Source organism: Mycobacterium sp. E2699 (assembly GCF_001666745.1).
Taxonomy (GTDB): domain Bacteria; phylum Actinomycetota; class Actinomycetes; order Mycobacteriales; family Mycobacteriaceae; genus Mycobacterium.
The window spans coordinates 59,689-84,814 of the sequence record NZ_LZJH01000144.1 but is presented as its reverse complement, the minus strand read 5'-3'; the positions used below and the strand labels follow the sequence as shown (position 1 = coordinate 84,814).

The window sequence follows — 25,126 nt, the reverse complement described above, 5'->3', positions numbered from 1 at the left end:
TCTCGCGGCACAATGTGGCGGGTGTACTTCGCCGGCGTCGACCTGGCCTGGGCCGGTCGCAACCCCACCGGCGTCGCGGTCCTCGACGCCGACGGCCGGCTGGTGCATCTGAGCGCCGTGCGGGACGACGCGGCGGTGCTGGCCGCGCTGTCGCCCTACGTCCGGGGTGATTGCCTGGTCGCCTTCGACGCGCCGCTGGTGGTGACCAACCCGACGGGGCAGCGACCCGCCGAGGCCGCCCTCAACCGCGACTTTCGCCGGTTCGAAGCCGGGGCCCACCCGGCCAACACGGCCAAACCGGAGTTCGCCGACATACCGCGCGCCGCGCGGCTGGCCCGAGCGCTGCGCCTCGACATGGACCCGCGATCACCGGCCGCGCGGCGCGCCATCGAGGTCTACCCGCATCCGGCGACCGTCGTGCTCTTCCGGCTGGCCAGAACGCTGAAGTACAAGGCCAAGCCCGGGCGCGACCTCGCGCGGCTCCGCTCGGAGCTGCTCCTGCTGATGGACGGCGTCGAAAAGCTCGCGCGGGCCGGGGTGCCGATGCGCGTGGCGGGTCATGACGGCTGGGCGGAACTGCGACGGGCGGTGGTGACGGCGCGACGCAAGAGCGACCTGCGCCGCGCCGAAGATCCGGTCGACGCGGTCGTGTGCGCGTACGTGGCGCTGTATTTCCAGCGCTGCCCGGAAGCCGTGACGATCTATGGCGACTTTGCCACGGGATACATCGTGACGCCGTCGCCCCCCGGCCCCTAATGGCTCAGATCGACCGGCCGCGGGTCGATGGGCGCGAGCACGTCGATGATGTCGACCACCGTCCCCATCGCGGCCGCGCGCGGATCGCCGCCTTCCACCAGGGCGGAGACCACCGAACCATCGACCGCGCAGACAAGCGTGCGCACCAGCTCGATGTGTGCGGAGCGGCCGGATCGCTCGATCGCCTCCGCCACCGCCTCGGCGCGCTGCCGCAGGCTGCGGCGCATCGTCTCACGCAACGCGGGCAGGCGCGTGCAGGCGATGTGCCGCTCGTACCGGGAGATCAGCTGCTCCACGAGCGCCGGATCGGACAGGTCCCCCACGAGCAGGTCGACCAGCACCTCGGCGGTGGTCTCGGGACCGCGCCGCCGCCGGGACAGCTCGTTGACCCGGGCCCGGAGCTGCGCGATCTCGATCATGCCGATGTGCTCGACGGCGCGCGCGATCAGGTCGTCCAGAGACGAGAAGTAGTAGGTGGTGGACGCCAGCGGCAGCCCGGCCCGCCGGGCGACCGCCCGATGCCGCACCGCTTCGAACCCGCCCTCGGCAAGCAGCTCGGCGGCGGCGCTCACAAGGGCATACCGCCGACGCTCTCCCTTTGGAGTAACCGCTGCCGTCACGAGTAGCCATCGTGCCAGCAAAAGTGGTACTGCATTGCCATTTTGGCCAAACGGCCATGGCATGATGGCGCCCATGCCCGACTTGAGCCGCCGCGCCCTGTTCGGCCTCGGCGCCAGCGCGGCCGTCGGCGCCGCCGGTGCATATGCCCTCGACATCCTGCTCGAACCCCGGACATCGCACGCCGCGCCGGTGTCGGCGGCCACCCCGCGAGCGCCGTCCGCACCCGTGCCCGCCGCGCCCGTCGAACCGGCGGCCCCGGCCCCGGCCGCCCCGACCATGGTTACGGGCTCCTTCGTGTCGGCGGCGCGCGGCGGCATCAACACCAACTGGGCGATCGCCCGTCCACCCGGGCAGACCAAGGCGCTGCGACCGGTGATCGCGCTGCACGGCAAGGGCAGCGACGCGTCGACCGTGATGGCCGGCGGCGTCGAGCAGGGGCTGGCGCAGGCCGTCAACGCCGGGCTGCCGCCGTTCGCCGTCGTCGCCGTCGACGGTGGCGGCGGTTACTGGCACAAGAGGGCATCGGGCGAGGACGCCGGGGCCATGGTGCTCGACGAGCTGATCCCGATGCTGGGCGGCCAGGATTTGGACACCTCGCGGGTGGCGTTCCTGGGCTGGTCGATGGGCGGCTACGGCGCGCTGCTGCTCGGCGGCCGACTCGGACCCGCCCGCACCGCCGCGATTTGCGCGGTGAGCCCGGCCTTGTGGCTGTCGTCCGGGGCGGCCGCGCCCGGGGCGTTCGACGGGCCCGACGACTTCGCGGCGAACTCGGTGTTCGGTATGCCGGCGCTGGCGTCGATCCCGATCCGGGTGGATTGCGGCGACAGCGACCCGTTCTACGGCGCGACGAAGCAGTTCATCGCGCAACTGCCCAACCCGCCCGCGGGCGGGTTCTCGCCCGGCGGGCACAACGCGGAGTTCTGGAGCTCGCAACTGCCGGCCGAGCTGACGTGGCTGGCGCCGCTGCTGACGGCGTAGCGACCCCTTCGAACGTCACTCCAGCGCGGCGGTGCGCGCCGACCGTCGCGCCGGCATTACGCTCGCGGAGGTGACGACGCCGCCGTTCGACTGGACCTTCCCCTACGCCTGGCCCCGAAAGCCCGTCTTGGCGGCCAACGCCGTGTGCACGTCGCAACCCCTGGCCGCCCAGGCGGGTTTGCGCATGCTGGCCGCGGGCGGCAACGCGGTGGACGCCGCGATCGCCACCGCCATCGCCCTGACCGTCGTGGAGCCGGTGTCGAACGGCATCGGCTCGGACGCCTTCGCGATCGTCTGGGACGGGCGGCGGTTGCACGGTCTCAACGCATCCGGCCGCTCCCCCGCGGCCTGGACGCCGGAGTACTTCGGCGGCAACGCGGTTCCCGCGCTCGGCTGGAACTCGGTGACCGTTCCCGGGGCCGTGTCTGCATGGGCCGAGTTGCACGCCAGGTTCGGCGGTCTGCCGTTCGAGAGGCTGTTCGAGCCGGCGATCTCGTACGGGCGCAACGGCTTTCTGGTGTCGCCGACCGTCGCGGAGCAATGGGCGGCCCAGGTGCCGCAGTTCAAGGACCAGCCCGGGTTCGCCGAGGCGTTCCTGCCCGGCGGGCGCGCCCCGAAAGCCGGTGAACTGTTTCGGTTTCCGGACCACGCCGCCACGCTCGAGCGGATCGCCGCCACCCACGGCGAGGCGTTCTACCGCGGGGACGTTGCGGCCCGACTCGAGGCGCACGCGCTGGACCACGGCGGGGCCATGCGTGCCGCCGACCTCGCCGCGCACCGCGCCGACTGGGTGGGCACGATCGACGCCCCCTACCGCGGGTACACGGTGCACGAGATACCGCCCAATGGCCAGGGGATCGTGGCGCTCATCGCGCTGGGCATCCTGGAGCACTTCGAGATGTCTTCGTGGCCGGCCGATTCCGCCGACAGCGTGCACCTGCAGATCGAAGCGGTGAAACTGGCGTTCGCCGACGCGCAGGCCCATGTCGCCGACATCGACCACATGGCGGTCGCGCCGGAACACCTGCTGGACGACGAATACCTGCGGGGGCGCGCGGCACTGATCGATCGCGAGCGGGCCCAGCCGGCGGCGGCAGGCACGCCGCGCGGCGGCACGGTGTATCTGACCGCCGCGGACGCCAACGGGGTCATGGTGTCGATGATCCAGTCCAACTACATGGGGTTCGGCTCGGGTGTGGTGGTGCCGGGCACCGGGGTGTCGCTGCAGAACAGGGGATCGAATTTCGCTGTGGCCGAGGGGCATCCGAACCGGGTCGGGCCCGGCAAGCGTCCCTACCACACGATCATCCCGGGGTTCGTCACCAGGGACGGCGCACCGGTGCTGAGCTTCGGGGTGATGGGCGGCATGATGCAGCCGCAGGGCCACGTGCAGGTGATGGTGCGCATCGCCGACCACGGCCAGAATCCGCAGGCGGCGTGCGACGGGCCCCGGTTCCGCTGGGTGCAGGGCACGCAGGTGAGTTGCGAGAGGGGGTTCCCGGCGTCGACGCTGGACGAACTCCGGCGCCGCGGCCACCATCTGGTCACCGTGGACGACTACAACGAATTCGGTAGCTGCCAGGCGATCTGGCGCCTGGATGGCGGCTACTTGGCGGTCAGCGATCCGCGCCGTGACGGTCAGGCCGCGGGTTTCTGAAGCTACTCAAATGAGCTCGGCGACCTCAACCAGTTGCCTGGCTTTGGTTTCGCCTTCTGCCTTCCCATGCTTGGCAAACTGGCCGACGAACAGATCGGCGACGGCCGGACTTGCCGGCTCGGGCATCGGACCATCGAGAAAAACGTGGTTAAGCCAGTCGAAGATCACGGCCTGGGCGTAGCTCAATCCGCCCATCTGGCAGTGGCTTGATGCGCCTTCGGCTCGGGTGAACAGGCGGATGTAGCGGTCGCAGTTGAGTTCGAGCATGAAGTCGAGCATGTCGTTGACGATGTCCGCCGAAGGCGCGGCGGCGTCGCGAATGTCGTCCTCGCTGAACAGGAACAACATGGGATGGCGGTAACGGTCCGTGAGGTCTTTGATGCTGTAGGGCCGGTAGGCCTGCACCCATTCGTGGGCGTTGCGGATACCCAGCGTCCATGCGGAGTGTTGAAAGCCCCAGCGGGCCGGGGTATTGACTTTCATAATCAGGTTGAACGCCAGATCCATGAATCTGGTGCTCTTGAGCAGCCCCTTCATTCCGGCCCGGGCGGCTGCACCGCAATCGACGATCAGCGAGTTTGGGATGCAGGCGCCGATCCGCTGGTCGAGCGCACCTCGGGTAGCCAGGTAACCACCCATCGAGTACCCGATGATGGCCAGCTTGCCCGTATCGACATCGGAGCGTGTGTGAAGATAGTCCACCGCGGCGCCTACTGGCTTTTCGTAATCGGGCCGAAAGGTCAAGCCCGGGTTGGTCTTCAGTGCTCCCCACTGTCCGGGACCCTCGAACATCAGGCAGTTCCAACCATGGGCCCGAGCAGCGGCACCAACCCACCAATAAAGCTCCTCGATCGTCGAGTCAAAGCCACCCAGCGCGATCAGCGTGGGACGCTGACCGTCGCCGGCCGAGGCGAAATAGGCCGGCAGCCGAGCTCCTTCAAACTCGATGTTCAAAATCTCGAAGGGACCGTCCATGAGGGCGATCGTCTGATGAAAGCAATCCTTGCTGCGCTGCCATAGCTGGGTGTGGCGGGCCTCGGTGTGCGCGGCATAGAACACGGCCATGCGGTAATAGTTGGCCGCGCGCTGAAAAGCGTCGTGGGCACTCGCGCGGTTGCCCAGCCGCTCTTCGGCGTGCGCGAATGCGGCGACCCGGTCTGCGGTGGCGGCCCATTCGGTGATCCAGCTGTTGAAGTTGTTGCTCGTGATTCGGCTCATGGTGTCCATGCACTCGCCGTATTCGGCCGCGCCGGCCGCCTGCAACGACAATCCGCGGACGAACTCGAAATTGAAACCACCTACGGTCTTGTTGGCGAAATCAACCTTCATCCCGTCGCTCCCGCCAGCGTCGTATCGGCTTGTCGTATAGAGGCGATCCAGCTATTCACGGCCCGAGAGTCGGCACGATATAGGGCACCTGCTGGTAGGCCCAGATAGCGCTCAATAGCTTCGATGTGCGCCCCATAAGTTGCAACGATGTCCCGCGTCCGCGACGCTTGCGGTGACCGATACGCAATCGCCATCAACTGGTGGGCAATCGCGTCCTGCAACGCCTGAACGAGGGTGACAATGATCGCGCCGGCCTGCTCGGGAAAGGCGGTGGCGAACCGCCGCTCTTTCACACCCTGATGCACGATCGAAGTCACCAACGGCGCAAGTCGTCTGGCCACAGCCACCTGGACTCGCAGGCGGAACACGACGTTCTCAGGCGCATACCAGACTGGCAGCATCGCCACAAACAAACTCTGGCGCTCAGACTTCCAGCGAACGATCTCGTCAAAGAAGCGCTTCAGCTTTTCATCCGCCCCCAACTCATGGCTATCGACGGTCGGGGCAAGCGCCTGTGCGGAGTCGCTGACGAGTCGCTCGGTGAGAGACTCGATCACCGCCGGCTTGGAATCGAAGTAGTGGTAGAAGGCGCCCTTGGAGATCTGCAGTTCATCGAGGAGATCCTGCACCGTCAGCCGCTCGTAGCCCTTCGATAGGACCAGCCGCTGGGCGGCATCCAGAATGGCGTCACGGCGCGCCGCGTGCTCTGCAACGTTGACCTTTCGCGCCAATGCACTCACCAATTCTTAGACCGACGGTTGGTTTATTAATTCATTCTGACCGTTCCCCTCGCTGTGGTCAAGGGGGTGGGAGCCGACTTCACCCAGTGACGCCGCCGCAGTGGCCGAAAACTAAACGCTGACCTTGCCCTCCGCCGCCGCCAGCGCGATGTCGCTGCGAAAGTGGCTGCCGGGCAACCGAATCGAGCGCAGAATCTCGTAAGCGTTGGCGCGTGCGGCGGACAGGTCCGCTCCGGTGCCCACCACCGACAGCACCCGACCGCCCGAGGAGACGATCGCCCCGTCGTCGCGCCGCGCGGTTCCGGCGTGCAGCACCCCGTCGGCTTCAGCGCCGACGACGACGTCTCCGACCCGGGGGCGGCCCGGATAGTTCTCGGCCGCCAGCACCACCGTCACCGCGGCGCCTTCGCGCCAGTGCAATTCGCCGAAGTCTGCCAGCTTGCCGGTGCCCGCGGCATAGAGCAGCTGTCCAAGCGGTGACTCCAGCAGCGCCAGCACTACCTGGGTCTCGGGATCGCCGAAGCGGCAATTGAATTCGACCACCGCGGGGCCGTTCGCCGTGATCGCCAGGCCGACGTAGAGCAATCCGCTGAACGGGCATCCCCGCTCGACGAGTTCGGCCGCGACGGGTTCGACAATCTGGCCGACGATTTCCCGGAAAAGCTCCTCGGGCAGCCACGACAGCGGCGCGTAGGCGCCCATGCCCCCGGTGTTGGGTCCGGTATCACCGTCGCCGACCCGCTTGAAGTCCTGCGCCGGCAGCAGCGGCACCACGGTGCGGCCGTCGACGACGCAGAACAGCGAGACCTCGGGGCCGTCCAGGAAGGACTCGAGCAGCACCGGGTGTCCCGCCTCGAGCAGTCCGGCGGCGTGGGCTCGCGCCACCTCGCGATCGGGGGTCACCACCACGCCCTTGCCGGCCGCCAGGGCGTCGTCTTTCACCACCCAGGCCGGGTCGCCCGCGGGGGGCCCGAACCGGTCCAGGGCAGCGTCCAGTGTGGCTGGGCTGTCCACGATTTCGCTGGATGCGGTCCGGACGCCGGCGGCGGCCATAACGTCTTTGGCGAACGCCTTGGAGCCCTCGATGCGCGCGGCGTCCTTGCCGGGCCCGAAGCAGACGATGCCGGCGGCCCGCACCGCGTCGGCCACGCCGAGGACCAGCGGCACCTCGGGGCCGATGACCACCAGGTCGGCCCGGACCTCGCGAGCCAGCGCGACCACCGCTTCACCCGAGGTGATGTCGACATCGTGCTGCTCGGCCAGGCGAGCGGTCCCGGCGTTGCCCGGAGCGACGGCCAGTCCCGTGACCTGCGGGTCGTTGCGAAGCGCCAGCAGCAGCGCATGCTCACGGGCACCAGATCCGATCACCAGGACGCGCACGACACGTCACTCTAGCGGGCCGTCGCGCCACGCCACATGCGCGGACGACGAAGGGGCTCAGGCCACGGATTCGTCGAACGACTCGATGGGTAACCGCTCGTGCTCACCACGGCGCACGAGACGACGGTCGCCGGCGTGGCGCTCGCGTGGGTCCAGGCGCAGCCCGCCGTCTCGTCTGTCATCATCGGGGCGCGCAGGCTCTCGCAGCTCGAGGACAATGTTCAAGCCGTCGACGTGCACCTCACCGCCGATGAACTGGACCGGCTGGACGCGCTGACCAAACCGACTTTCGGATTCCCTCACAACATGCTGGAGATGGCCCCGGGCATCATCCAGGGCGGGACCACCGTCAACGGCGTGTACGGGCCAACCTCCGAATACGTGATGCCGCAAGGCGTCCGGCCGTACTGAGTCGGCCGGTCACTCCTTGTCACCGGAATGCATCTTCAACGCGGCATCCACGTTGGCCTTCTTGTCCTCGCCGGCGCCCTTCGCCGCGGCCTTCCTGCGCTTCGCGACGACCGCGTCGACGGCGCCGTTGAGCGCCGAGCCCAGCGGGAACCCGAGATAGTGGGTGAGGAAGACCGCCATCTCCTTCAGCTCGGTCTCGTCGAGCTCCCCGTTGAGCAGCGCGGCGTTGACCTGGATCTCGGCCAGGTCGCGGTTCCCGATCGCGGTCACGGCCGTCAGGGTCATGATCCGCTTGTCGCGCATCGATAATCCGGGCCGCGTCCAGATGCTGCCGAACAGGTGGTCGACGGTCAGGTCGAAGTACGCATCGCCCTCGATGTTGGGCATCTCCCAGCCGTAGACCTCGTTCATCTTCTCGAGGCCCTTGCGCCGTCGCTCGTCCATCACGCCTCTTTCTCGTTGTGCGGCACCCCGAGTCCTGCCGCCAGTCCTTCGTAGGCCAACCGGGCCAACGGCAGGTCCACCGACACCGCCTCGCCCAGCGCCAGCGCCAGGCTCAGGTCCTTTTCTCCGAGGCCCCGGGTATGCATGAACGGTTGGTACAGGAAGTGTTCCGGCTGAAGGTCTTTCATGTCGTCGCGCACCATGATCGCCCCGGGACCGCCGGTCAGGGCGTCGGTGTGGCGCACCACCCGGCCCAGGGCCTGCAGGTCCAGCCCGGCGGCCTCGGCCAGCTTCATCGCCTCGCACGCCGCCACGTAGGAGGTGAACGTCAACATGTTGCGGGCCAGCTTCATTCGCGTCCCCGCGCCGGGCTCACCGGCGTGGATGACCACCGCGGCCCAGTGCTTGAACGCCGGCTTGATCTTCTCGTATACCTCACGATCGGCCCCCACCATGGTGGCGAGCTCGCCCTTCGCGGCGGCCGCCGCGCCACCGCTGACGGGTGCGTCGACGACATGAATGTCACGCGGTTTCAGTTCGCGGGCCAGTTCGACCGCGGTGGTGTCGCTGATGGTCGAGTGGATCGCGATCACCGTTCCCGGCTTGGCGTGCGCGGCCAGTTCGCCGACGACCTCGCGCACCTGCTCGTCGTTGAGGACGGTGATGTGGACGATGTCGGCGGCGGCGACGTCGGCGATGCTGTCGGCCAGGCCGGCACCCTTCTCGGCGAGCGGTGTCATGGCCTCGGCCCGGATGTCGTAAACCGTCACCCCGCCGGGCCATTCGGTCATCTTGGTGGCCATCGGCGCGCCCATATTGCCCAAGCCGATGAAGCCGAGCTTCAAATCCTGACTCATGACCGGATTATCTGCCCGCCGTCAACGTTGAATATCTGCCCGGTGATCCACGACGCCTCGTCGGACAGCAGGAACAGGCACATCCCGACGACGTCTTCGGGAGTTCCCATGCGGGACAACGGCAGACCCTTGACGATGTCGGCGACAATCTCCTGCGGCGTGGTGGTCCGGTTGGCCTCGGTGTCGATGGGTCCGGGGGCGATCGCGTTGATCCGGATGTTCTGGCCACCCAGTTCGCGGGACAGCTGTTGCGTCAGGCCGTTGATCCCGGCCTTGGCGAGGCCGTAGAAGTTCGAGTACAGCCAGGCGGCCGTGGACGACTGGTTGACGATCGCCCCGCCGCCGCGCTTGGCCATCTTCTTGTACACCGCGCGGGTGCACCACAGCGCGCCGTCGAGGTTGACGCTCATGAACTTCCGGTAGTAGTCCGCATCGACGGTGAGCAGGAAGTCCAGCTTCATGCCCCCGAATATCGCGGCGTTGTTGACCAGGTAGTCGATGCCGCCGAACTCGGCCAGCGTCCGGTCGGCCATCGCCTTGGCCGACGCCGGGTCGGACACGTCGACGGGGACGGCCAGCGCCGTTCCGCCGTCGGCGACGATCTGCTTGGCCACCCCCTCGGCCGCCTCGGCCTTGATGTCGGCCACCACGACCGCCGCGCCCTCGCGGGCCAGCGCCTCGGCGTACGCCCGGCCGATGCCGCCGCCCGACCCGGTGACGATGGCGACCTTGTTCTCGAATCGCATTCTTTCAAGCTCCTTCAGCTAACCGCTGTCGCGATGGTCTTGATCTCCAGGTACTCCTCGAAACCGGCTAGGCCCATCTCGCGGCCGTTCCCGGACTGCTTGTAGCCACCGAATGGCGCATCGGCCGAATACCACACGCCGCCATTGACATTGATGGTGCCGGCGCGGACGCGCGCGGCGACGCTCGCCGCCCTACCGGGGTCGGCGCCGAACACGGTGCCCGACAGTCCGTATGGCGAGTCGTTGGCGATGCGCACGGCGTCGTCGTCGCCGTCGTGCGGGATCACCGTCAGCACGGGTCCGAAGATCTCCTCCCGCGCGCAGCGGGCGTCGTTGCCCAGGCCCGCGATCAGCGTGGGCTCGATGAAGAAGCCGACGTCACGGTCGGCCGGCCGCCCACCCCCGCACGCGAACGTTCCGCCCTCGGCGATCGCCGAGTCGAGGTAGCCCTGTATCCGGTCGCGCTGGCGCGCGGAAATGACCGGCCCGCAGATGGTTCCGGGATCGGTGGGATCGCCGGCCTTGATGCCGCCCATCGTCGCGGCCGCGATGGAGACCGCTTCGTCGTACCGCGCGCGCGGCACCACCAGCCGGGTGGTGATCGCGCAGCCCTGCCCGGCGTGCATGCAGACCGAGAAGCCCGCCACTCCGACCGCACCGCCCAGGTCGGCGTCGTCGAGGACGATGAACGCCGACTTGCCGCCCAGTTCGAGGAACACCTTCTTGATGGTGGCCGCGCCGTCGGCCATCACACTGCGGCCGGTGGCGGTCGAGCCGGTGAACGAAACCATGTCCACCCGAGGGTCTTTGGCCAGCAGCGCGCCGACGCCGTGGTCGCTGGACGTGACGATGTTGATCACACCGGGCGGAAAGTCGGTGTGCTCGGCGATGAGTTCGCCCAGCACGGCGGCGCACCACGGGGTGTCGGGGGCGGGCTTCAAGACGACGGTGTTGCCGGCGGCCAGCGCGGGCCCGATCTTGGCGAGGTTGATCTGGTGGGGGAAGTTCCACGGGGTGATCGCGCCGACGACGCCGACGGCCTCACGGGCGATGGTGCGCCGGGTGGGGATGCCCATCGGCGACGCCTCGCCGAGATCCTGGTTGTATTCGTACGATTCGGCCGTATCCGCCGCGAACGCCAGGTCGTTGACCGGGCTTTCCAACTGGGCGATGCTGGTGAGCATTCGCGGTGCGCCGACCTCGGCGATGGTCAGCTCCCGCAGCTCCTCGAGGTGCTGCTGCATCGCCTCGCGCAACTGCCGCACGCACCGCACCCGCAGTTCGGTGTCGCGGGACCAGTCCGTGCCGTCGAACGCCCGCCGCGCTGCGTCGATGGCGCGGCCCATGTCGCCGGCGTCGGCGTCGGCGGCGACCCCGAGCACTTCCTCGGTTGCCGGGTTGATCGTGGGAAACGTGCCGGCACTGCCCGGCGAAGACTTCCCGTCGATGAACAGTGCGCTCGCGCCGTCGGCCAACAAGGCCATCTCCCGCTCCCGTCTGTGCGCGGCCCAACCATGCACGCCAGTTGAGTGGACACTTGTCCGATATTGTCGTACCGAACCATAGTCGCCCGGTCCTCGGCGGTGCAAGGGCCGATCTCCTCGGGCACCAACGGGGGCGCCGAAAGTTCCCAATTAAGCTGGGTATTTGCCGATCGGGCTTGCTTCCCGTCGCCGGCATCCGATAGCTTGGACATGTGTCCAGCGATGCACTGGCTGCGCTCGCATCCCACGCCGACCGCCAGACCGGAGCGACTTTGCGCAACCGCCGCCAGGAGGAGACCTTCCGCAAGGTCCTCGCGGCGGGCATCGAGACGCTGCGCGAGAAGTCCTATGCCGACCTGACGGTGCGCGCGGTGGCGGCCCGCGCCAAGGTGGCCCCCGCGACCGCCTACACCTACTTTTCGTCGAAGAACCATCTGATCGCCGAGGTCTACCTCGACCTGGTGCGCCAGGTCCCCTTCTTCACCGACGTGAACGACCCCATGCCCGCCCGGGTGGACAAGGTGCTCCGCCACCTGGCCCTGGTGGTCGCCGACGAACCCGAGGTCGGCGCGGCCTGCACGGCGGCGCTGCTGAGTGGCGGCGCCGATCCTGCCGTGTGCGCGGCGCGCGACCGGATCGGCGCGGAAATTCATCGCCGCATCGCATCGGCGATAGGTCCGGGCGCCGATCCCGCCACCGTATCCGCGCTCGAGATGGCGTTTTTCGGGGCGTTGGTGCAGGCCGCCAGCGGGCAACTCACCTACCGCGAGATCGCCGACCGCCTCGCCGACGTCGCGGGGCTCATCTTGACCGCCGCCAGCGAAGAGACAGGTAGCTAGATGACCGTGCATGTCGGCGACCACGAGCTGGTCCTTGATCCCTACGACTACCGCTTTCACGAGGATCCGTACCCGTTTTACAAGCGGCTGCGCGACGAGGCGCCGCTGTACCGCAACGACGAGCTGAAGTTCTGGGCCTTGTCGCGGCATCAGGACGTGCTGCAAGGGTTCCGCAACAGCACCACGCTGTCCAACAAGTACGGCGTCTCGCTGGATCCGGCCTCTCGCGGCCCGCACGCGTCCAAGACGATGTCGTTTCTGGCCATGGACGACCCCGCCCATCTGCGGCTGCGGACCCTGGTCTCAAAGGGGTTCACGCCCAGGCGGATTCGGGAGCTGGAGCCCCGCGTCACCGAGATCGCGATGCAGCACCTGGACACCATGCTGGACAAGGCGAACGACGGTGCCGTCGACTACGTCGACGAGTTCGCCGGCAAGCTGCCGATGGACGTCATCTCCGAGTTGATGGGCGTCCCCGAGCCGGATCGCGTCCAGGTTCGGGCCTGGGCCGACGGCGTGATGCACCGCGAGGAGGGCGTCACCGACGTCCCGCCGGAGGCAATCGAGGCGTCCCTCAACCTCATCGTCTACTACCAGGGCATGGTTGCCGAGCGGCGCAAGAGGCCCACCGACGACCTGACCACCGCACTGCTGGAGGCCGAGATCGACGGCGACCGGCTCACCGACGACGAAGTGCTCGGCTTCATGTTCCTGATGGTGATCGCCGGAAACGAGACGACCACCAAGCTGCTTGCCAATGCGGCATTTTGGGGACATAAGAACCCGGATCAGCTGACCCCGGTCTACGCCGACCTGTCCCAGGTGCCGTTGTGGGTCGAGGAGACCCTGCGCTACGACACCTCGAGCCAGATCCTGGCCCGAACGGTCTCCGGTGAGCTCACCCTGTACGACACCACCATTCCCGAAGGCGACGTGCTGCTGCTGTTGCCGGGTTCGGGCCATCGCGACGAGCGGGTCTTCGACAACCCCGACGACTACCTGATCGGGCGCGAAATCGGGCCCAAGTTATTGAGTTTCGGCAGCGGCGCGCACTTCTGCCTGGGCGCGCATCTGGCGCGGATGGAGGCCCGGGTCGCGCTGACCGAGTTGTTCAAGCGAATCCGCGGATATCAGGTGGACGAGGCCAACGCCGTCCGCGTCCACTCCAGCAATGTCCGCGGATTCGCTCACCTACCCATGAGTGTGGAGGTCCGCTGAATGCCCCGCTTTGATCCCCTGCCCGAGCGCCGGCCGGCGATCGTGGCCGGCGCCTCGTCCGGCATCGGAGAGGCCACCGCGATCGAACTCGCGGCACACGGCTTTCCGGTCGCCCTGGGCGCCCGCCGGGTCGAGAAGCTCAACGACATCGTCGGCAAGATCAACGCCGACGGCGGCGAGGCGGTCGGCTTCCACCTGGACGTCACCGACCCGAACTCGGTCAAATCCTTTGTCGCCCAGGCGGTTGAGGCGCTCGGCGACATCGAGGTGCTGGTGGCCGGCGCGGGCGACACCTACTTCGGCAAGCTCGCCGAGATCGCAGGCGAGGAGTTCGAGTCGCAGCTGCAGATCCACCTGGTCGGCGCCTTCCGGTTGGCCTCAGCCGTGCTGCCCGGCATGCTCGAGCGGCAGCGCGGCGACCTGATCTTCGTCGGCTCCGACGTGGCCCTGCGCCAGCGGCCGCACATGGGCGCCTACGGCGCGGCCAAGGCCGCGCTCGTCGCGATGGTCACCAACTTCCAGATGGAACTCGAGGGCACCGGCGTGCGGGCCTCGATCGTGCACCCCGGGCCGACGAAGACGGCGATGGGCTGGAGCCTGCCGGCCGAGAAGATCGGCCCCGCGCTGGAGGACTGGGCCAAGTGGGGCCAGGCCCGCCACGACTACTTCCTGCGCGCGGCCGATTTGGCGCGGGCCATCACGTTCGTCGCCGAAACCCCGCGCGGTGGCTTCATCGCGAACATGGAACTTCAGCCGGAAGCCCCGTTGGCCGACAAGACGGATCGCCAGAAGCTCGCGCTCGGCGAAGAGGGGATGCCAGGACAATGACCACGACCACCCAGGTGCCGCGGGTCTCCGGCGGCGAGGAGGAGCACGGCCACCTCGAGGAGTTCCGAACGGACCCAATCGGTTTGATGAAGCGTGTCCGGGAGGAGTGCGGCGACGTCGGCTGGTTTCAGCTGGTCGACAAGCACGTGATCCTGTTGTCCGGCGCGGGCGCCAACGAATTCTTCTTCCGCTCCGCCGACGAGGAGCTGGACCAGGCCGAGGCGTACCCGTTCATGACGCCGATCTTCGGCAAGGGTGTGGTGTTCGACGCCAGCCCGGAGCGGCGCAAGGAGATGCTGCACAACTCGGCGCTGCGCGGCGAGCAGATGAAGGGCCATGCCGCCACCATCGAGGGCGAGGTCAAGAAGATGATCGCCAACTGGGGACCCCAGGGCGAGATCGAGCTCCTCGACTTTTTCGCCGAGCTGACGATCTACACCTCGACCGCCTGCCTGATCGGGCTGAAGTTCCGCGAGCAGCTCGACCACCGATTCGCCGAGTACTACCACATGCTGGAGCGCGGCACCGACCCGCTGTGCTACGTCGACCCCTACCTGCCGATCGAGAGTTTCAGGCTGCGTGACGAGGCCCGCGTGAAACTGGTTGCCCTGGTGCAGGAGATCATGGACCAGCGGTTGGCCAATCCGCCGAAGGACAAGACCGACCGGGACATGCTCGACGTGCTGGTCTCGATCAAGGACGAGGACGGCAACCCCCGCTTCTCCGCCGACGAGGTCACCGGGATGTTCATCTCGCTGATGTTCGCGGGGCACCACACCAGCTCGGGCACCTCGGCGTGGACGCTGATCGAGTTGATCCGTCACCCCGATGTCTACGCCGAGGTGCTGGCCGAGCTCGAGGAGCTGTACGCCGACGGCCAGGCGGTGAGTTTCCACGCGCTGCGCTCGATTCCGAAGCTGGACAACGTCGTCAAGGAGACGCTGCGCTTGCACCCGCCGCTGATCATCCTGATGCGCGTCGCCAAGGGCGAGTTCGAGGTCGAAGGCTTCCCGATCCACGCCGGCGACTACGTCGCGGCCTCCCCGGCGATCTCGAACCGGATTGCCGAGGACTTTCCCGACCCGGACGCCTTCAGGCCCGATCGCTACAACAAGCCCGAGCAGGCCGACATCGTCAACCGGTGGACCTGGATTCCGTTCGGCGCGGGGCGACACCGCTGCGTCGGGGCCGCTTTCGCCCAGATGCAGATCAAGGCCATCTTCTCGGTCCTGTTGCGCGAGTACGAGTTCGAGATGGCCCAGCCGGCGGACAGCTACCACAATGACCACTCCAAGATGGTCGTCCAGCTCGCCCGGCCGGCGAAGGTTCGCTACCGCAAGCGCCAGAAGTAGGTCATGCCATGGGATTTCGGGTCGAAGCCGATCTGGATTTGTGTCAGGGCCACGCCATGTGCGAACTGGAGGCCCCGGACTACTTCCGGGTGCCCAAGCGGGGCAAGGTCGAGATCCTCGACCCCGAGCCGCCCGAAGACGCCCGCGATGAGGTCGAGCGCGCGGTCGCGATGTGCCCCACGCAAGCACTGTTCATCAAAGAGAAGGAAGGCTGACCCATGACAGCAAAGGCGTCACATTCACGTGCGGATCTCGAGGCATGGGTGGATCGCTGGCTGCAGGCCAACAAGGACTGCGAGAAGGCCGGCGACTGGACGCCGCTCGCCGATTTCTACGCCAAGGACGCCACCTACGGCTGGAACATCGGGCCCAAGGAGGACGTGATGTGCGTCGGCGTCGACGAGATCCGCGACATCGCCCTCGGCCTGGAGATGGAGGGCCTGGAGAACTGGGTGTACGAATACCAGAAGGTCCTCATCGACGAGAAGCAGGGCGAGATCGTCGGCTTCTGGAAGCAGATCGTCAACAAGACCGACGGCACCCAGGACGAGATCTACGGCATCGGCGGCAGCTGGTTCCGGCTGGGCGCCGACCAGCTCATCGAGTGGCAGCGTGACTTCTTCGACTTCGGTCACGTGGCGAAGATGTTCGCAAAGCTCATCGAGTCCGGCGACCTGAGCACGGGCATGCAGAACCGGATCCAGCGCAGCATCGCCGGCGAGAAGCTGCCCGGCTACTACCCGATCGGCGAGGCGCCGGTCCCCATCTGGTGATCTCCCGACCGGTTGGTGGTCCCCCCTGTTTACAGCCCGGTGACGCGCGTCATAATGGTCTGCGAATGAGAACACGTTCTAAATTGCCGTCCGGCACCGGCCGGTCCCTTTCACCGACAACCGGGTCAGGGCATGCTGATGGAGGTCCTTCATGAAAACAAAAGGCGCGCTGATCTGGGAATTCAATCAGCCGTGGTCTATCGAGGAAATCGAGATCGGCGACCCGCAGGCGCACGAGGTCAAGATCCAGATGGAAGCGGCCGGGATGTGCCATTCGGATCACCATCTAGTTACCGGCGGCATCCCGATGGCGGGTTTCCCCGTGCTGGGCGGGCACGAGGGCGCGGGCATCGTCACCGAGGTCGGTCCCGGCGTGGAGGACATCGCCCCGGGCGACCACGTGGTGCTGTCGTTCATCCCGTCCTGCGGGACGTGTCCGACCTGTCAGGCCGGCCTGCGCAACCTCTGTGACCTGGGCGCCGGGCTGCTCGGCGGGGCCGCGGTGTCCGACGGCACCTTCCGCATCCAGGCCCGCGGCCACAACGTGTTCCCCATGACGCTGCTGGGCACCTTCTCGCCGTACATGGTCGTGCACCGCAGCTCCGTGGTGAAGATCGACCCGTCGGTGCCGTTCGAGGTGGCCGCGCTGGTCGGCTGCGGCGTCACCACCGGCTACGGGTCGGCCGTCCGCACCGCCGACATCCGGCCGGGTCAAGACGTCGCCATCGTCGGCGTCGGCGGCGTCGGCATGGCCGCGCTGCAGGGCGCCGTCAACGCGGGTGCCCGCTACATCTTCGCGATCGACCCGGTGGAATGGAAACGCGACCAGGCCCTGAAGTTCGGCGCCACCCACGTCTACCCCGACATCAACGCCGCGCTGATGGGCATGGCCGAGGTCACCTACGGCCTGATGGCCCACAAGGTGGTCGTGACGGTCGGCGAACTGCAAGGGGCCGACGTCGACGCCTACCTCAACATCACCCAGAAGGGCGGCACCTGCGTGCTGACGGCAATCGGCAGCCTGCTGGACACCAACGTGACGCTGAACCTGGCGATGCTGACCCTGATGCAGAAGAACCTGCAGGGCACCATCTTCGGCGGCGGCAACCCGCAGTACGACATTCCGCAGCTGCTGTCGATGTACAAGGCCGGCAAGCTCAACCTGGACGACATGATCACCCGCCAGTACAAGCTCGAGCAGATCAACGACGGCTACCAGGACATGCTGGACGGCAAGAACATTCGGGGCGTCATCCGCTACACCGACGCCGATCGGTAAGAGCCGCGTCGTTTGACCGGCTTCCCGCATCTGCTGGCGCCGGGACGAATCGGCGCCATGACGGTGCGCAACCGGGTGGTGATGTCTCCGATGGAGACGATGTACGGCACCCCCGACGGGCTGCCGTCACAGCGCACCCGCGACTACTTCGCGGCGCGCGCCGAGGGCGGGGTCGGCCTGATCACGGTGGGCGCCACCGGGATAGACCACCACCACCCCGAGACGCCCGGCGGTTTGCATCTGGCCACCGACGAGGCGGTCGACGCGCACCGGGCGCTGGTCGAGGCGGTGCACGAGCACGGCGCCAAGATCCAGCCGCAGATCGTGCACGCCGGACCCGACGGCCTGGGACCGGAGATCTTCGGTGTGACCTCGCTGGGGCCGTCGGTCATTCCGTCCTACCTCACCGGGCGGCCGTCGGCCGAGATCAGCAAACGGCAGCTGTGCGAGGTCTTCGACCTGTTCAAGGCCGCCGCGCGCCGCGCCGCCGAGGCGGGATACGACGGCATCGAGCTGCACGCCGCGCACGGCTACATGCTCCTGGGCTCTTTCCTTGCCCCGCAACGTAACCGGCGCACCGACGACTACCGGGGCGACTCGGCGCGCGGCCGGGTGCGGGTGGTGCTGGAGGCGCTGGCAGCGATTCGCTCCGAGGTCGGCGACGCGCTGCCCATCACGCTGCGCATCTCCGGTTACGAGCGGGTGGCGGGCGGGCGGCCCATCTACGAAACGGCGCGCCTGGCACCCGAACTCGTCGCCGCCGGGGTGAGCGCATTCCACGTCAGCGGCGGGGTGATCGACCGGCTCGTCACCGGCATGGTCAACGGCGCCGACGACGGTGACGAAGTCAACGTCGGCGCGGCGGCGGCCGTCAAGCAGGTGGTCGACGTGCCGGTGATCGCCGTCGGCCGCATCCACGACCCGGTTGCGGCCGAACGGATCCTGGCCGACGGCCGCGCCGATTTCGTCGCGATGGGGCGGCCGCTGCTGGCCGACCCCGACCTGCCGCGCAAGCTCGCCTCCGGCTTGGCGCGCCGGGTGCGCAAATGCATCTCCTGCGAAAACTGCATTGACGCAATGGAACAACGCTTTTCCGTCGATTGTGCCGTCAACCCCCGCACCGGCAAGGAGCGCGAGCTGGCCGCGCCCCGCGCCGGCCGGGCCAAGCGGGTGGTGGTGGTTGGCGGCGGACCGGCCGGGCTGGAGGCCGCCCGGGTGGCCGCCGAACGCGGCCACCGCGTGACGCTTTTCGAGCGTGGCGGCCAACTCGGCGGGGCGCTGCGCTGGGCGGCGGTGCTACACCCGGAGAACCAGCCGTTCCTGGATTACCTGCGCGACGAGATCAGGCTCAGCACGGCGAAAGTCGAGCTGAATCATGAGGTTTCGGCCGGCGACATCGTCCGGTCCGCGCCGGACGCGGTGGTGGTGGCCACCGGCGGCCACGTCGCGGTGCCCGCCATCGCCGGTGCCGACCTGCCGCACGTGTACACCGGTCCCGGCCTGCGTGAGCTGTTCGCCGGCTGGCGAGAGCGACTGGTCCGGCCCACCGCGTTTCGGCTCGCCACCCGGGCCTGGATGCCGGTGGGCCGGCGGGTCGCCATCATCGGCGGCGATCTGGTGGCCCTCGAACTCGCCGAATTCCTGGCAAACCGGCGCCGGCGGGTGTCAATCCTGGAATCCGGCAAGGACATTGCCCCCGAAGTGGGTAACAAACGCAAGACCGAGCACATGGATCGCCTCGACCGGCTCGGGGTCACGGTGCACGTGCGTGCGGCGGTCGAGCGGATCACGGAGCGCGACGTCGTCTTCACGCCCGCCGGCGGCACCCCCCGAACGCTGGCCGCCGACAGCGTCGTGATCGCCGGGACGGTCCAACCCGACACCGGTCTGTTCGACGATCTGGTCGCGGCCCTGCCCGGCGCCCGGGTGCACGCCGCCGGCGACTGCAGCGGGCTGGGCCTCATCCGCAAGGCCACCGAGGAGGGCGCGCGCGCCGCGTGCGCAATCTAGAGATAGGAGAAAAATGACCGGCACCACACAATCTCAGGCCTCCCCGGCCCTGACCGCGTCGCAATCCTCGTGGCGGTGCGTGCAGGCGCACGACCGGGCGGGCTGGCTGGCGCTGATGGCCGACGACGTGGTCGTCGAGGACCCGATCGGCAAGTCCGTCACCAATCCTGATGGCACCGGGGTGCACGGCAAGGACGGTGTTGCGGCGTTCTACGACAACAACATCGCCGCCAACCAGCTGACCATCACCTGCGAGGAGACCTTTCCGTCGAGCTCGCCCGACGAGGTCGCGCATATTCTGGTGCTGCACAGCAGGTTTGAGGGCGGCATCACCAGCAAGGTGCGCGGAGTGTTCACCTACAAGGTCAACGACGCGGGCCTGATCACCAACATGCGCGGCTTCTGGAACCTCGACATGATGGAGTTCGGCAAGGAGGAGTGAGCCCGCTCAGCCGATCAGCCCGAGGCCGGTGAGGTTGCCCTGCATGGCCCTGCGGTCTGTCAGCACCATGGTCGGGGTCTGCAGCGGGTCGCTGAGTATGGTCGCCGACTTCGGCTGCTGCCACAACAGGGCCCCGTTGCCGGCATCCACCACGCCGTAGGCGAAGATGTCCAGCGGTGTGGTGTTGTCGCATCCGATCCGGGTGATCGTGTACAGCAGGCCGTCCGCGGCGGACAGGTGCGGTAGCGCCGCGCTGCGAACCTTGTTCTCCCACACGGTATGACAGCCAGGATTGTCGACGTCCACCCTGGTCATGCCGCCGACGAACGGTGCCGTCGGGGGAACCGCGGGCGGCGCGCCCGCCGGGACCGCGGGGTAGGGGTAGCCGTAGGTGCTGGACACGAACACCGAGTTGCCCAATCCGATCGGTGCGTTTTCGCTGCCCGGGCCGCCCTGCGTCAAAACCGTTTGCTGACAGATCAATTGACCCGTGCCGGACCGGTAGACCAGGGCGTGGACCTGCGGGCTGGCGTTGTCGACGATGGTCAGGTAGTCGGCGCCCGACGCGGGACCGAAGTAGACCGGCGTGGAGCCCGTGCCCCAACTCAATTGCCCGGGCTTGCGCGCCGGGCCGCGGTCATAGGTTGCCCGCCAGAGTATTTGGGGGTTGCCGGCAATATCGAGGTTCAGCTCGTAGAGGGCGAAGGTGGTGGCCACCGCGACGCGCCCGCTCGGTGCGGACGAGATGCTGTTCGCCACCTGTTCGCCCGGGGGCAGCTGCACGGTGGCGATGCCGCCGCCCGTCTTGGCCACGCCCACGACGCCGTTCCCGGTGGCGAACCAGACGTTGCCCGCGTAGTCGGGCACCAGGCCCACCGAGCTGTCGCCGGCCGGAATCGCGCCGGACAGGTCGGTGGACTCGGTGACGATCAGCTTCCAGCACCCCAGCGGCCCCGCCCTGGCGTGCGCGATGCGCAGCAGGTGGTTGGTCCCGTCGATCATCACGACCTGGTTGTTGTTGTCGAGGTAGGCGTAGACGCCGCCGAGCAGGCTGCCCTTGGCCACTTGCAGTTTGGCCAGCGGGACGAAGATTGGGACGCGGACGCCGGGATCGATCAGAAAGATCGTCGGGGTCTGGCCGATGTCGCTGGTGCACAGCGCCAAGACCAGGCCGTCGGTGCCCTGCATGATCGTCGGGCAGGCCGCCAGCAGCGGGTACCCGAAGATCGCGTTGAGGTGGGCGCCGGGCCCGGGAAGCGGTCCGGCATCGGACGATTCGGCGTCGTTGTGCAGTGAAGCGAGCCCCAGCGGCGCCATGAACGGGTTGGGCGGTGCGAACGGCCCCCACGCGTCGGCCGCCCGCGCGTCCGCGCCCGGTCCGAGGGCGGGGGCGAGCGACACTGCGCACGCGGTCAGCAATGCCACGGGAAACCGCACAGAGGTCTCCTCCCGTGAATTGCGTACAGCGATTTTCCCGACCTCGCAGAACGAATCCGCAACACTGCGCTAACGATTGCGCGTCGGGGCGGCGTGGCAGGCGCGGTTGCCTAGCGGCGCGTAAAGCTCAGATGTATGACGCCGCTTGGGCCGGTCACCGACTCCACCGCGAACCGCTGCTCGAGACCCTCCAGTCCCTGCCACAACGGCTCCCCGCGCCCCAAGATGATGGGCACCACCGCGACGTGCAGGTGGTCGACGAGGTCGGCGGCGAGGAAGTGCCGGATGGTCGACGGTCCCCCGCCGAGGCGAATGTCGAGGCCTCCGGCGGCTTTTCGGGCGATATCGAGGGACTCGGCGGGGCTGGCGTCGATGAAATGGAAAGTGGTGCCACCGTCCATCTCGATCGGGGGCCGGGGGTGGTGGGTCAGTACGAAGAGCGGGGTATGAAACGGCGGGTTGTCGCCCCACCAGCCTTTCCAGTCGTCACCCCCATCCCATGGGCCGCGCTGCGGCCCGAACTTATGGCGTCCCATGATTTCGGCGCCGATGCCCGGCAGCCACGCCCGGGCCAGGCCATCGTCGATGCCGGTCGTCCCACCCGACTCGCCATGCATCACGCGGAAGGTCCGCGTCGCGAAGAACCACTCATGCAACCGGCCGCCGGCATGCCCGAACGGCGCATCGACGCTTTGTCCGATCCCGGTGCCGAACCCGTCGAGGGAAACCGAAAAATTGTGCACGCGCACCTGTGACATGGCGGGAGCTCCTCTGCGTCGTATGTCGTCGTCGCAGGATTGACCGTCCACACCCGCCAAACTCATCGGCAATCTGGCCGCACCTATGCTGGGCCCCATGGCTTCGATCTTCACCAAGATCATCAACCGCGAACTGCCCGGCCGTTTCGTCTACGAGGACGACGACATCGTCGCGTTCCTGACGATCGAGCCGATGACCCAAGGCCACACGCTGGTGGTGCCCCGCGCCGAGATCGATCAGTGGCAAGACGTCGACGGGGCGGTGTTCGGCCGCGTCATGGCCGTCAGCCAGCTGATCGGCAGGGCTGTGTGCAAGGCGTTCAAGACCGAACGCTCCGGGCTGATCATCGCCGGGCTCGAGGTGCCGCACCTGCACGTCCACGTCTTCCCCACCCGCAGCCTGAGCGACTTCGGTTTCGCCAACGTGGACCGCAATCCCTCACCAAAATCCCTCGACGACGCCCAGGCCAAGATCAAGGCGGCGCTGGCTCAACTGGCGTGAACCGGTTCGGCGGCGGGGACGTCGCTGACACGGGGCAGCGTGACCCGGAAACAGCATCCCTCGCCGGGTGAGGTCGTGACGGTGACGTCTCCGCCGTGCGCGCGCACCAACGAGTCGACGATAGACAGCCCCAAACCGGTGCCGCCGCTGGCGCGCGCCCGGGACGAGTCGGTGCGGTAGAACCGCTCGAACACCCGCGACGCGTCCTGCTGGCTCATGCCGGGGCCCTTGTCGGCCACCTCGATTACCGCGTCGTCGCCCTCGGTGCCGACCCGGACGGTGACGTCGGCGGTTGCCGGCGTGTGCTGCAGGGCATTGGCGACGAGATTGCTGAGCACCTGGCGAATCCGCGGTTCGTCACCGAGCACCTCCGGGGTGCCAGGGCCGTCGAGGACCTCCATCGTGATCGTGCGCTGGGGGTCGATGGCCTGACCGTCGTGGACGGCGTCGCTCGCCAGCGCCAGCAGGTCCACCCGGTGGTGTTCCAGCGGCCGCTGCACGTCCAGCCGGGCCAGCAACAGCAGGTCGTCCACGAGCAGGCCCATCCGGCTGGCTTCGCTTTCGATCCGTGACAACAACATGGACACGTCGCGCGCGGCGCCCTGCCGGTAGAGCTCCGCGAACCCGCGGATGGTGGTCAGCGGCGTGCGTAGTTCGTGGCTGGCGTCGGTGATGAACCGCCGCATCCGTTCCTCGGAACGGCGGGCCTTTTCCGCCGACGACTCCGAGGAGGCCAGCGCCTGCTGTATCTGCGTCAGCATTCCGTTGAGCGCCAACGAAAGTCGACCCACCTCTGTTCGCGGATCGCGTTCGGGAACACGGCGATCGCGCTGGCCGGCGGCGATCGCCGCGGCGGTGTGCTCGACCTCGACCAACGGCCGCAGGCTGCGGTGCACCACCACGAAACTGGCGATGCCCACCACTACCAGCACCGCCACCCCGATGCCGACCTGCAGCCACACCAGGGAGCTGACGGTGTGCTGCACGTCGGACAGGTCGATCGCGACGGTGGTGACGCCGTTGGGCCCCCGCACCGACACCGCACGCCACAGGATGTCCGAGCCGTTGATCGACGGCAGCGTCGTCGGGTTGGGGCCCACGTCGTTGTTGGCCGGCAGCGCCGGCTCGGCGTTGCGGTCGTTGATGGCCGTGAACGGGGTGCCGTCGGCGCCGATGCCCCGCACGTAGAACTTCGACGGCGGCCGGCCGGGGTCGGGGCCCTCGTAGGGGGGTGCCGACTGCCGCCGCGGGGCCTGCGCCCAACTGCGGGAGGCCTCGAGCAGCGTCTGGTCGATGCGGCCCACCAGCACGTGACGCAGGATCGAGGTCACCGCGAGCCCCGAGATGGCCAGCCCGCAGGCCACCAGAAGCAGGGTGGCGGCCACCAGACCCACCCGCAGCGGCAGTCCCCGTCGAACCTTGTCGGCCATCCTCTTATTCTTCGCTTCCGCTCTCAGCGGGGCTCTCGCAGCACGTAACCCACCCCGCGCAGCGTGTGCAGCAACCGCTTCTCCCCCGTGTCGATCTTGCGGCGCAGATACGACACGTAGGACTCGACGACGTTGACGTCGCCGCCGAAGTCGTAGCGCCACACGTGGTCGAGGATCTTCGGCTTGCTCAGCACGGTGCCCGCGTTGATCACGAAGTAGCGCAGCAGGGTGAACTCGGTCGGCGACAGTGACACCGGTTCGCCGGCCTTCCACACCTCGTGGGTCTCCTCGTCGAGTTCGATGTCGGCGAACGTCAGCCGGGCGTTGCGGGGTTCGGCCCCGCCCTTGCCAGCGCGCCGCAGGATGACCCGCAGGCGGGCCACGACCTCCTCGAGGCTGAACGGCTTCGTCACATAGTCGTCGCCGCCGAGGGTGAGTCCGGCGATCTTGTCCTGCAGGGAGTCGCGGGCGGTCAGGAACAGCGCCGGGGCGTCGATGCCGTCCGCGCGCAGCCGGCGCAGCACCCCGAAGCCGTCCATGCCGGGCATCATCACGTCGAGGATCACCGCGTCGGGTCGCGCGTCACGGGCGCGATCCAAGGCCTGGGCCCCATTGGTCGCGGTGTAGACCTCGAAACCCTGGAACTTGAGGCTGACGGAGAGCAGTTCGACGATGTTGGCCTCGTCGTCGACCACGAGTACGCGAGCCTCCGGTTTGGCTTCGCTCGGGGTTGCCGCTGTCATGAGGTAATTCCGTCCTTTGTTTGAACGTTGCCTTCCCGATTATTGTGCGATTCCTGAAAGCTAGGTGCCAGACGTCTGCTAACAGTCTGCCAGGGATCATCGCATAAGCTTG

General features: G+C 67.9%; 24 protein-coding genes and 2 pseudogenes. 14 read left to right on the top strand and 12 right to left on the bottom strand.

Features of this window, described 5'->3' with window-relative positions; all coding sequences use genetic code 11:
* The first annotated feature begins 21 nt into the window (after positions 1-21).
* Positions 22-805, top strand: a pseudogene (locus A5696_RS24810) (DUF429 domain-containing protein).
* Here the strand turns inward: A5696_RS24810 and A5696_RS24805 are convergent.
* Positions 753-1,376: a TetR/AcrR family transcriptional regulator gene (locus tag A5696_RS24805; protein WP_067883631.1), complete on the bottom strand. Its 624-nt coding sequence runs from the start codon at positions 1,374-1,376 to the stop codon at positions 753-755. The pseudogene A5696_RS24810 and the gene A5696_RS24805 sit on opposite strands and share 53 nt — an antisense overlap.
* Before the next feature lie 61 nt (positions 1,377-1,437).
* Between A5696_RS24805 and A5696_RS24800 the strand changes: the two genes are divergently transcribed.
* Together A5696_RS24800 and A5696_RS24795 are read left to right on the top strand one after the other, a co-directional pair.
* Positions 1,438-2,355: an alpha/beta hydrolase-fold protein gene (locus A5696_RS24800; protein WP_067883630.1), complete on the top strand. Its 918-nt coding sequence runs from the start codon at positions 1,438-1,440 to the stop codon at positions 2,353-2,355.
* Between the two features lie 70 nt (positions 2,356-2,425).
* Positions 2,426-4,012 (top strand): gamma-glutamyltransferase family protein, encoded by a 1,587-nt coding sequence (locus tag A5696_RS24795; protein WP_067883715.1) that lies wholly within the window; start codon positions 2,426-2,428, stop codon positions 4,010-4,012.
* A gap of 6 nt (positions 4,013-4,018) precedes the next feature.
* Here the strand turns inward: A5696_RS24795 and A5696_RS24790 are convergent, their stop codons facing one another.
* The 3 genes from A5696_RS24790 to purD all read right to left on the bottom strand — a co-directional run bounded on the left by A5696_RS24790 (position 4,019) and on the right by purD (position 7,461).
* Positions 4,019-5,341 (bottom strand): S9 family peptidase, encoded by a 1,323-nt coding sequence (locus A5696_RS24790; RefSeq protein ID WP_067883629.1) that lies wholly within the window; start codon positions 5,339-5,341, stop codon positions 4,019-4,021.
* Positions 5,338-6,081 (bottom strand): TetR/AcrR family transcriptional regulator, encoded by a 744-nt coding sequence (locus A5696_RS24785; RefSeq protein ID WP_197517074.1) that lies wholly within the window; start codon positions 6,079-6,081, stop codon positions 5,338-5,340. Before A5696_RS24785 ends, A5696_RS24790 begins: the two co-directional genes overlap by 4 nt.
* A 111-nt stretch (positions 6,082-6,192) precedes the next feature.
* Positions 6,193-7,461, bottom strand: coding sequence for a phosphoribosylamine--glycine ligase (purD, locus tag A5696_RS24780; protein WP_067883627.1), 1,269 nt, complete (start codon positions 7,459-7,461; stop codon positions 6,193-6,195).
* Between the two features lie 99 nt (positions 7,462-7,560).
* Here purD and A5696_RS24775 point away from each other — a divergent pair, with 99 nt between their 5' ends.
* Positions 7,561-7,872, top strand: a complete 312-nt coding sequence (locus A5696_RS24775; RefSeq protein ID WP_067883626.1) for an aldo/keto reductase — start codon at positions 7,561-7,563, stop codon at positions 7,870-7,872.
* A gap of 9 nt (positions 7,873-7,881) precedes the next feature.
* Here A5696_RS24775 and A5696_RS24770 read toward each other — a convergent pair whose 3' ends face one another.
* From A5696_RS24770 to A5696_RS24755, 4 genes are read right to left on the bottom strand one after another with little or no spacing between them, the layout of a single operon-like run.
* Positions 7,882-8,316, bottom strand: a complete 435-nt coding sequence (locus tag A5696_RS24770) for a carboxymuconolactone decarboxylase family protein (RefSeq protein ID WP_067883625.1) — start codon at positions 8,314-8,316, stop codon at positions 7,882-7,884.
* Positions 8,316-9,173: an NAD(P)-dependent oxidoreductase gene (locus A5696_RS24765; protein ID WP_067883624.1), complete on the bottom strand. Its 858-nt coding sequence runs from the start codon at positions 9,171-9,173 to the stop codon at positions 8,316-8,318. Before A5696_RS24765 ends, A5696_RS24770 begins: the two co-directional genes overlap by 1 nt.
* Positions 9,170-9,919, bottom strand: a complete 750-nt coding sequence (locus A5696_RS24760; RefSeq protein WP_067883623.1) for an SDR family oxidoreductase — start codon at positions 9,917-9,919, stop codon at positions 9,170-9,172. Before A5696_RS24760 ends, A5696_RS24765 begins: the two co-directional genes overlap by 4 nt.
* Positions 9,920-9,933: 14 nt before the next feature.
* Positions 9,934-11,403, bottom strand: a complete 1,470-nt coding sequence (locus A5696_RS24755) for an aldehyde dehydrogenase (RefSeq protein ID WP_067883622.1) — start codon at positions 11,401-11,403, stop codon at positions 9,934-9,936.
* A gap of 212 nt (positions 11,404-11,615) precedes the next feature.
* Between A5696_RS24755 and A5696_RS24750 the strand changes: the two genes are divergently transcribed.
* The 9 genes from A5696_RS24750 to A5696_RS24710 all read left to right on the top strand — a co-directional run bounded on the left by A5696_RS24750 (position 11,616) and on the right by A5696_RS24710 (position 20,144).
* Entirely contained in the window at positions 11,616-12,242 is a 627-nt protein-coding gene (locus A5696_RS24750) for a TetR/AcrR family transcriptional regulator (RefSeq protein ID WP_067883621.1), read from the top strand.
* Positions 12,243-13,460, top strand: coding sequence for a cytochrome P450 (locus A5696_RS24745; protein WP_067883620.1), 1,218 nt, complete (start codon positions 12,243-12,245; stop codon positions 13,458-13,460). It abuts the gene before it with no gap.
* Entirely contained in the window at positions 13,461-14,288 is an 828-nt protein-coding gene (locus A5696_RS24740) for an SDR family oxidoreductase (protein WP_067883619.1), read from the top strand. It begins immediately after the preceding gene.
* Positions 14,285-15,640: a cytochrome P450 gene (locus tag A5696_RS24735; protein ID WP_067883618.1), complete on the top strand. Its 1,356-nt coding sequence runs from the start codon at positions 14,285-14,287 to the stop codon at positions 15,638-15,640. Before A5696_RS24740 ends, A5696_RS24735 begins: the two co-directional genes overlap by 4 nt.
* Positions 15,641-15,648: 8 nt before the next feature.
* Positions 15,649-15,855, top strand: a complete 207-nt coding sequence (locus tag A5696_RS24730; RefSeq protein ID WP_067883617.1) for a ferredoxin — start codon at positions 15,649-15,651, stop codon at positions 15,853-15,855.
* Positions 15,856-15,858: 3 nt separating this feature from the next.
* Complete coding sequence (locus A5696_RS24725; RefSeq protein ID WP_067883616.1) at positions 15,859-16,413, top strand: hypothetical protein; 555 nt, start codon at positions 15,859-15,861, stop codon at positions 16,411-16,413.
* Between the two features lie 151 nt (positions 16,414-16,564).
* Positions 16,565-17,692: an NDMA-dependent alcohol dehydrogenase gene (locus A5696_RS24720; RefSeq protein WP_067883615.1), complete on the top strand. Its 1,128-nt coding sequence runs from the start codon at positions 16,565-16,567 to the stop codon at positions 17,690-17,692.
* A gap of 12 nt (positions 17,693-17,704) precedes the next feature.
* A complete protein-coding gene (locus tag A5696_RS24715; RefSeq protein ID WP_067883614.1) occupies positions 17,705-19,702 on the top strand; it encodes an FAD-dependent oxidoreductase in 1,998 nt (665 codons plus the stop codon).
* 13 nt (positions 19,703-19,715) lie between these two features.
* Positions 19,716-20,144 carry a ketosteroid isomerase family protein gene (locus tag A5696_RS24710; protein WP_067883613.1) on the top strand — a complete coding sequence of 143 codons (429 nt, stop codon included), beginning with the start codon at positions 19,716-19,718 and terminating at the stop codon, positions 20,142-20,144.
* A gap of 6 nt (positions 20,145-20,150) precedes the next feature.
* Here the strand turns inward: A5696_RS24710 and A5696_RS24705 are convergent, their stop codons facing one another.
* Together A5696_RS24705 and A5696_RS24700 are read right to left on the bottom strand one after the other, a co-directional pair.
* On the bottom strand, positions 20,151-21,581 hold the full coding sequence (locus A5696_RS24705) for a hypothetical protein (RefSeq protein WP_067883612.1): 1,431 nt from the start codon (positions 21,579-21,581) through the stop codon (positions 20,151-20,153).
* A gap of 110 nt (positions 21,582-21,691) precedes the next feature.
* On the bottom strand, positions 21,692-22,339 hold the full coding sequence (locus A5696_RS24700; protein WP_067883611.1) for a dihydrofolate reductase family protein: 648 nt from the start codon (positions 22,337-22,339) through the stop codon (positions 21,692-21,694).
* A 97-nt stretch (positions 22,340-22,436) separates the two neighbouring features.
* Between A5696_RS24700 and A5696_RS24695 the strand changes: the two genes are divergently transcribed.
* Positions 22,437-22,841, top strand: coding sequence for an HIT family protein (locus A5696_RS24695; RefSeq protein ID WP_067883714.1), 405 nt, complete (start codon positions 22,437-22,439; stop codon positions 22,839-22,841).
* Here A5696_RS24695 and A5696_RS24690 read toward each other — a convergent pair.
* Together A5696_RS24690 and phoP are read right to left on the bottom strand one after the other, a co-directional pair.
* Positions 22,813-24,271, bottom strand: a pseudogene (locus A5696_RS24690) (sensor histidine kinase). The gene A5696_RS24695 and the pseudogene A5696_RS24690 sit on opposite strands and share 29 nt — an antisense overlap.
* 23 nt (positions 24,272-24,294) lie before the next feature.
* The gene (phoP, locus tag A5696_RS24685) at positions 24,295-25,014 is read right to left on the bottom strand and encodes a two-component system response regulator PhoP (RefSeq protein WP_067883609.1); all 720 of its coding nucleotides are present in this window, start codon (positions 25,012-25,014) and stop codon (positions 24,295-24,297) included.
* Positions 25,015-25,126 lie beyond the last annotated feature (112 nt).

Coding starts and splice junctions, on each gene's coding strand:
- A5696_RS24695 (WP_067883714.1), top strand. CDS start 22,437: ATGGCTTCGATCTTCACCAAGATCATCAACCGCGAACTGCCCGGCCGT.
- A5696_RS24720 (WP_067883615.1), top strand. CDS start 16,565: ATGAAAACAAAAGGCGCGCTGATCTGGGAATTCAATCAGCCGTGGTCT.
- A5696_RS24755 (WP_067883622.1), bottom strand. CDS start 11,403: ATGGCCTTGTTGGCCGACGGCGCGAGCGCACTGTTCATCGACGGGAAG.
- A5696_RS24740 (WP_067883619.1), top strand. CDS start 13,461: ATGCCCCGCTTTGATCCCCTGCCCGAGCGCCGGCCGGCGATCGTGGCC.
- A5696_RS24735 (WP_067883618.1), top strand. CDS start 14,285: ATGACCACGACCACCCAGGTGCCGCGGGTCTCCGGCGGCGAGGAGGAG.
- A5696_RS24745 (WP_067883620.1), top strand. CDS start 12,243: ATGACCGTGCATGTCGGCGACCACGAGCTGGTCCTTGATCCCTACGAC.
- A5696_RS24760 (WP_067883623.1), bottom strand. CDS start 9,919: ATGCGATTCGAGAACAAGGTCGCCATCGTCACCGGGTCGGGCGGCGGC.
- phoP (WP_067883609.1), bottom strand. CDS start 25,014: ATGACAGCGGCAACCCCGAGCGAAGCCAAACCGGAGGCTCGCGTACTC.
- A5696_RS24710 (WP_067883613.1), top strand. CDS start 19,716: ATGACCGGCACCACACAATCTCAGGCCTCCCCGGCCCTGACCGCGTCG.
- A5696_RS24725 (WP_067883616.1), top strand. CDS start 15,859: ATGACAGCAAAGGCGTCACATTCACGTGCGGATCTCGAGGCATGGGTG.
- A5696_RS24765 (WP_067883624.1), bottom strand. CDS start 9,173: ATGAGTCAGGATTTGAAGCTCGGCTTCATCGGCTTGGGCAATATGGGC.
- A5696_RS24700 (WP_067883611.1), bottom strand. CDS start 22,339: ATGTCACAGGTGCGCGTGCACAATTTTTCGGTTTCCCTCGACGGGTTC.
- A5696_RS24790 (WP_067883629.1), bottom strand. CDS start 5,341: ATGAAGGTTGATTTCGCCAACAAGACCGTAGGTGGTTTCAATTTCGAG.
- A5696_RS24800 (WP_067883630.1), top strand. CDS start 1,438: ATGATGGCGCCCATGCCCGACTTGAGCCGCCGCGCCCTGTTCGGCCTC.
- A5696_RS24770 (WP_067883625.1), bottom strand. CDS start 8,316: ATGGACGAGCGACGGCGCAAGGGCCTCGAGAAGATGAACGAGGTCTAC.
- A5696_RS24730 (WP_067883617.1), top strand. CDS start 15,649: ATGGGATTTCGGGTCGAAGCCGATCTGGATTTGTGTCAGGGCCACGCC.